This is a genomic window from Streptomyces sp. ActVer, assembly GCF_027270795.1.
Lineage (GTDB): Bacteria > Actinomycetota > Actinomycetes > Streptomycetales > Streptomycetaceae > Streptomyces > Streptomyces umbrinus_A.
Map to the genome: position 1 here is coordinate 1 of NZ_JAPWHT010000546.1, position 6,322 is coordinate 6,322.

5 protein-coding genes and 2 pseudogenes are annotated in these 6,322 nt (G+C 69.2%); 6 read left to right on the forward strand and 1 reads right to left on the reverse strand.

The window, feature by feature from the left end:
• From O3Q52_RS46930 to O3Q52_RS46950, 5 genes and pseudogenes are all read left to right on the forward strand, one after another.
• Window positions 1–653 (forward strand): annotated as a pseudogene (locus O3Q52_RS46930) (hypothetical protein); the annotation flags it as partial.
• A 124-nt stretch (window positions 654–777) separates the two neighbouring features.
• Complete coding sequence (locus O3Q52_RS46935; protein ID WP_269654587.1) at window positions 778–1,686, forward strand: carbohydrate ABC transporter permease; 909 nt, start codon at window positions 778–780, stop codon at window positions 1,684–1,686.
• A 2-nt stretch (window positions 1,687–1,688) separates the two neighbouring features.
• Window positions 1,689–2,576: a carbohydrate ABC transporter permease gene (locus tag O3Q52_RS46940; protein WP_269654588.1), complete on the forward strand. Its 888-nt coding sequence runs from the start codon at window positions 1,689–1,691 to the stop codon at window positions 2,574–2,576.
• Window positions 2,577–2,645: 69 nt separating this feature from the next.
• Window positions 2,646–4,163, forward strand: coding sequence for an alpha-N-arabinofuranosidase (locus tag O3Q52_RS46945; protein ID WP_269654589.1), 1,518 nt, complete (start codon window positions 2,646–2,648; stop codon window positions 4,161–4,163).
• Window positions 4,164–4,222: 59 nt separating this feature from the next.
• The gene (locus O3Q52_RS46950) at window positions 4,223–5,419 is read left to right on the forward strand and encodes an exo-alpha-sialidase (RefSeq protein WP_269654590.1); all 1,197 of its coding nucleotides are present in this window, start codon (window positions 4,223–4,225) and stop codon (window positions 5,417–5,419) included.
• A gap of 96 nt (window positions 5,420–5,515) precedes the next feature.
• Here the strand turns inward: O3Q52_RS46950 and O3Q52_RS46955 are convergent, their stop codons facing one another.
• Window positions 5,516–6,001 carry a carboxymuconolactone decarboxylase family protein gene (locus tag O3Q52_RS46955; RefSeq protein WP_269654591.1) on the reverse strand — a complete coding sequence of 162 codons (486 nt, stop codon included), beginning with the start codon at window positions 5,999–6,001 and terminating at the stop codon, window positions 5,516–5,518.
• Window positions 6,002–6,177: 176 nt separating this feature from the next.
• Between O3Q52_RS46955 and O3Q52_RS46960 the strand changes: the two are divergent.
• Window positions 6,178–6,322, forward strand: a pseudogene (locus O3Q52_RS46960) (RNA polymerase subunit sigma-24); the annotation flags it as partial.

Sequence of the window (6,322 nt, forward strand, 5' to 3'; positions counted from 1 at the left end):
AGATAGGCGGCGGCGAACTCGTCGCCGACCAGGGCAAGAAGGTCGTCATCGACACGGCGGCCGCGGCCGAGGCCCTCGCGTACATCCGCCGCCTCACCGAGGAGAAGGTCGTCCCCACGAGCACCGACAGCCCGGGCGCCATCACGATGCTCACCACCGGCAAGGCCGGATTCCTGATGGACGGTGTCTGGCAGGTCCTCACCGTCCAGGGCGCCAAGGTGAAGTTCGACGTACGGCCGCTGCCGAGGGTCTTCCACGACGCGCCCTACGCCTGCGCCGCGGACTCGCACTCCCTGGTCCTGCCCAAGGCGCCCTCCGCCGCGGCACAACGCCTCGACCTCTCCCTGGGGTTCGTCTCCGCCCTGCTCAACTCCAGCAAGATGTGGGCGGAAGGCGGGCACATCCCCGCGTGGCTGCCCACGCAGCGGTCGCCCGGCTACCGGGACCTCGCACCACAGTCCCACTACGCCGCTGCCGCCGACGGCGCGGCCTACGACCCGGCCGCCTGGTACAGCGGTGCGGGCAGCACGTTGCAGGTCGTCGTCGGCAACGCCGTGACGTCCGTGTTCACCGGTGCCACCAGCCCCACGGCCGGAGCCGCACGCATGCGCCGCGAACTGCGCGAACTCGCAAGCCGGCCCGCGCCCTTGTAGGCCGCACCCCTGTACTCCGTACCGCTGCAGGCCGCCCCGTCCGGCCGCCAACCGCCGCGATCACGGCCCGCACAGGGCCCCGCACGTCTGAGATTCCGCATGTCCTGACTGAAAGGGCCGTCCCATGGCCACGACAACCGCACCGACCAAGGCCCCCGGCAGAGGTGACCGCTGGGCCGGCCCGGGGATGCTGTTGCCCTTCGCCCTGTTCTACCTGGTCTTTCTGGTGGGGCCGCTGATCTATACGGTCGTGGCCGGCTTCTTCGACGCCAGTCTGCTCAAGAAGGGCCTCGGTGGCTTCACCGGGCTGTCCAACTACACGGCCGTGCTGGGCGACGACGAGTTCTGGCGCACGCTGAAGAACACGCTGTGGTTCACCGTTCTGACCACTGTTCCGCTCGTGCTGCTCAGCCTGGTGCTGGCGATTCTCGCCGACCGCTTCGTACGCGGACGCTGGTTCTTCCGCTTCGCCTTCTTCGCGCCGTTCGTACTGCCCTCGGCGGTCGTCTCGCTGATCTTCACGTTCATCTACGCCGATCAGGTGGGCCTCGCCCAGCAGACCGCGAAGTGGATCGGCGTGGACACCCCGCCGTCCTGGCTGGGCGATCCGGACTGGGCGATGATCTCCATCGCCGCCGCCACCGTGTGGTGGACGATCGGCTTCAACTTCGTCCTGTATCTGGCCGGTCTGCAGGACATCCCGCGTTCCGTGCACGAGGCCGCGGCCATCGACGGGGCCGGACCCTGGCAGCGCATCCGCCACGTGATCGTGCCGATGCTCGGCCGCACCACGACCCTCGTGACGGTCCTCCAGGCGGTCGCCTCCCTCAAGGTCTTCGACCAGATCTACATGCTGACCATGGGCGGCCCCGACGGCAGCACCCGCCCCTCCCTCCAACTCATCTACGACACGGGCTTCGTGGAGGGCCGCGTCGGCTACGCGTCGACCGTCTCGCTGCTGCTCTTCGTGGTGATCCTGCTGGTCTCGCTCGTCTGGTTCGCACTCGTACGCCGCGCCGAGAAGGAGCGCTGATCATGACCGCCATCGCCACTGAGCCCGTGACCGAGCAGAAGACGACCACAGCCGGGGCACCTCGGAGGTACGACGCCGAGCGCCTGTTCAACCGGGTGGCCCTCGGCGTCCTCATCGCCTTCGCGCTGCTGTGGCTGGTGCCCTTGGCCTGGGCACTCGCCACCTCCGTACGGCCCGCGCAGGAAGTCGTCACCGACCCGACCAACTGGTTCACCGCACACCCCACCCTCTCGGCGTACGGGGACATCTTCGACGCGGGAAAGCTGCCCTACTGGTACGTGAACAGCTTCATCACGTCGATCCTCACCACCGCGCTCACGGTGGTCGCCGCGTCGCTCGCCGCCCTCGCCCTCTCCCAGACCCGCTTCAGGACGCGCCGCGCCGCGTTCGTGGTGCTCCTCGCCGGGATCATGATTCCGGGGCAGGTCCTCATGATCCCCCAGTTCCTGGCGCTCCAGTCGGTAGGCCTGCTCAACACCTACTGGGGAGTCGTGCTGCCCCAAGTCCCCAACGTCGTCGCCGTGTTCGTCTTCAAGCAGTTCTTCGACGGCATCCCCAGGGAGCTGATCGACGCGGCACGCGCGGACGGCGCGGGCTGGCTGCGTACGTACCGGCAGATCGTCATGCCCATCTCGCGCCCGGTGATCTCCGCGGTCACGATCTTCGTGTTCGTCGGGGTCTGGAACAACTTCCTGTGGCCCCTCCTGGTCGTCACCGACCCGGAGATGATGACCCTCCCGGTCGGGCTGACCTCGGTCCAGGACGTCTTCGGCGTGCCCTACGCCCAGTTGATGGCCTCCGCCGTCCTCGGTGCCATCCCGCTCCTCGCCGTGTTCCTGCTGTTCCAGCGCCGCATCGTCGAGGGCATCGCCGGAACAGGCCTCAAGTAACCCCTCCAGACCGGCAGTTCACACTGCCCGGCAGTTCACCCCCTTCGCCATCCCAGGAAAGGCTCCAGCATGCCGCACACCGCACGGTTCACCGTCGACCCCGAGTTCACCATCGGGGAGGTGGACCCGCGCCTGTACGGAACGTTCGTCGAGCACATGGGGCGCTGCGTCTACACCGGCATCCACGAGCCCGACCATCCCTCGGCGGACGCCGCCGGGTTCCGGACCGACGTCGCGGACCTCGTACGAGAACTCGGCACCGGCCTGGTCCGCTACCCCGGAGGCAACTTCGTCTCCGGCTACCACTGGGAGGACGGGGTCGGTCCCGCCTCCGAGCGGCCGCGCCGGCTCGACCTGGCCTGGCGCTCCATCGAGACCAACCAGGTCGGCACCAACGAGTTCCTCACCTGGGCGCGGCAACTCGGTCTCGACCCGATGATGGCGGTCAACCTCGGCACCCGAGGCATCGACGCCGCCCGCGCCCTGGTGGAGTACTGCAACCAGCCCGGCGGCACCGCCTGGTCCGATCTGCGGATCAAGCACGGCGTCCCCGAACCGCACGACGTCAAGCTGTGGTGCCTGGGCAACGAGATGGACGGCCCCTGGCAGACCGGACACAAGACGGCCACCGAGTACGGACGGCTCGCGGCCGAGACCGGCAAGGCGATGCGCCAGGTCGACCCGTCCATCGAACTGGTCGCCTGCGGCAGCTCCAACGCGGCCATGCCGACCTTCGGCACCTGGGAGCGCGAGGTCCTGGAGCAGACGTACGACGAGGTCGACTACCTCTCCCTGCACGCCTATTACGAGGAGTTCGACGGCGACCGCGCCAGCTTCCTGGCGTCCGGGGCGCACATGGACCAGTACATCCGCGACGTGGTCGCCACCGCCGACCACGTACGGGCCGCGCGCCGCGCCAAGAAGCACATCAGGCTCTCGTTCGACGAGTGGAACGTCTGGTACGCCGCCCGCTTCGTCGGGGAACGCAACCTGGAGACCGCCGAGACACCCCGCCTGATCGAGGACACGTACAGCGTGACCGACGCCGTCGTCGTCGGTTCGCTGCTCATCACGCTCCTGCGCAACGCCGACCGGGTGGCCATCGCGTGCCTTGCCCAACTGGTCAACGTCATCGCCCCGATACGCAGCGAACCGGGTGGCGCGAGCTGGCGGCAGACCACCTTCCACCCGTTCGCGCAGGCGGCCCGGTTCGCCACCGGGAAGGTGCTGCGTACCGACGTCACCGGGTCCCGTATCGACACGGCGAGGCACGGGGACGTATCGGCGCTCGACACGGTGGTGACGTACGAGGAGGAGAGCGGCGCGCTCACGGTCCTCGCCGTCAACCGCGGCCAGGAGCAACCTCTGCGCCTGCGGGTCGAGTTGCGTGGCGCGTTGTCCGGCTACCGGGTGCTGGAGCACCTCGTACTCGCCGATCAGGACCCGGACGCCGTCAACATCGAGGCCGAGCCGGAGCGCGTGACGCCGCGCACCGGGGGCGGAGCCCAGGTCACCGCCGACGGGGCGCTTGAGGCGGAGCTGGCCCCGGTGTCCTGGAACGTCATCCGCCTGGCCCCTGCCGAGTGATGTCACGCCGGACGTCACCGTCCGAACAGATCCAGCCCGCACCCCGATGGGAGAATCTGATGTCGGCAAGACCCCGTACGCCGCTCCATCCGCTCCAACTGGCCGCCCTTGTAACCGGGTTGATCGCCCTCCTGGCCGCCCTGCTCACCGCACAGGCCGGAACGGCGGACGCCGCGACCGGCACCGCACTGCGCAACGACACCGGCCTGTACCCCCGGGCCGTCCGCCTCGCGCACGACGCGGGTGCCAACGGCCTCGTTCTGTCGTCGGTGGTCACGTTCTCCGGGAACAACGGACTCGGGGCCATCTACGAGAGCACCGACTCCGGCGCGTCCTTCCGGCAGGTCGGCACGGTCGGCGACCCGGAGGCGGCCGGCGGGCAGGGACTCTGCTGTTCCACTCTCTTCGAGCTCCCGCAACGGGTCGGCAATCTGCCCGCAGGCACGCTGCTGTGGTCGGCCTCGGTCGGCCAGGACGAGACGAACCGCCGCATGGCCCTGCGTGTCTTCAAGAGCAACGACGTGGGGCGCACCTGGAGTTACCTGTCCACCATCGCGACCGCGGGCAGCACCGGAGGCCTGTGGGAGCCCGAGTTCTCCGTCGACGCCACCGGCCAACTGGTCGCCCACTACTCGGACGAGACCGACCCCGCACACAGCCAGAAGCTCATGGCCGCCCGCACCTCGAACGGCCTGACCTGGACCGGACACCGCGCCACCGTCATCAGCCCGCTCGCCACCGACCGCCCAGGCATGGCGGTCGTCCGCAAGCTCGGCAACGGCACCTACTTCATGTCGTACGAGATCTGCGCCGCTCCCGGGCAGTACCAGTGCGTCGTGCACTACCGGACCTCGGCCGACGGCTGGGACTGGACGAGCGGGCCGTTCCTCGGCTACCGGCCCGAGACGGCCGACGGCAAGTACTTCAAGCACGCCCCGACCGTCGCCTGGGCACCCGAGGCGGGCAATCCGCTGGGCCGGCTCTTCCTCATCGGCCAGGTCCTCTACAACAAGGACGGCACCCGGGCCGCCGGCAGCGGAAGGACGGTCTGGGTCAACAGCGCGGGCGGCAGCGGCACTTGGCGGGAGATTTCCGCGCCCGTCACCGTCGACTCGACGGTCGTCGACTACTGCCCCAACTACAGCTCGGCCCTGCTGCCATCGGCGGACGGCAACAGACTGCTGGAGATCGCCACCGACTGGGTCGACGGCATCTGCAAGCCGTACTTCGCCACGAAGCCCGTGCCGTCGTCCTGAGCCACTCGGGAGCATGACGCCGGTCGGGCATGAGTCTGGGGGCCCGGCCCGGATCGAGAACGGATGATCCTGGGCCGGGCCCGATCCGGTTGCCGCTCAGTCGAACGCGGCGGCGAACATGCCGGGCGCGTAGGAGCCTCCCCGCTGGTGCACGATCACGGCGAGGCGGTTGGCCGCGTTGATCAGGGCTACCAGGCAGATCAGTGCGGCGATCTGGTCGTCGTCGAAGTGCTTGCGCGCCTGGGCCCAGGTCTCGTCGGACACGCCCTGGTCGGCGTCTGCGAGCCGTGTGCCCTCTTCGGTGAGTGCCAGCGCGGCCCGCTCGGGCTCGGTGAACACGGTGGACTCGCGCCAGGCGGCTACCAGGTTGAGCCGGACCGCGGTCTCGCCGGCGGCAGCGGCCTCCTTGGTGTGCATGTCGATGCACCAGCCGCAGCCGTTGATCTGGCTGGCGCGCAGCGACACCAGCTCCTGCGTGGACTTCGGCAGCGGCGACTGCTGGATCACCAGGCCGGCGCCTGCGAACCGCTTGGCGAACTTTCCGGCGATCTCGTTGTCGAACAGGTTGAATCGGGCGTCCATGGCTTCGTCCTCACTCGTGGTGTCGCACTGGCCGAACACGAGATGCCGGCGCCCCGCTCCTTGTGACCGGACGGCCGTGTGACGTGCGCCACCGTGCATGGATGTCACAGAGCGGCGGCGACCGGCGTCTTGTGCGCGTGAGACCGTCGACAGCGAACAGGCAGGAGCACTCGGTGATGAGCGAGCACAGCGAGCGTGCAGAGGACACGGCCGGGCAGCTCGCCGACGGCAGCCGCACGGACCCCGCCACCGAGGCGTTCGTCGCCCATCGGAACCTGCTGTTCACCGTCGCCTACGAGATGCTCGGCTCGGGCGCCGGCG

What these genes read in the sequence shown, in the direction of transcription:
- O3Q52_RS46935 (WP_269654587.1), top strand. Translation starts at nt 778, where the DNA reads ATGGCCACGACAACCGCACCGACCAAGGCCCCCGGCAGAGGTGACCGC.
- O3Q52_RS46940 (WP_269654588.1), top strand. Translation starts at nt 1,689, where the DNA reads ATGACCGCCATCGCCACTGAGCCCGTGACCGAGCAGAAGACGACCACA.
- O3Q52_RS46945 (WP_269654589.1), top strand. Translation starts at nt 2,646, where the DNA reads ATGCCGCACACCGCACGGTTCACCGTCGACCCCGAGTTCACCATCGGG.
- O3Q52_RS46950 (WP_269654590.1), top strand. Translation starts at nt 4,223, where the DNA reads ATGTCGGCAAGACCCCGTACGCCGCTCCATCCGCTCCAACTGGCCGCC.
- O3Q52_RS46955 (WP_269654591.1), bottom strand. Translation starts at nt 6,001, where the DNA reads ATGGACGCCCGATTCAACCTGTTCGACAACGAGATCGCCGGAAAGTTC.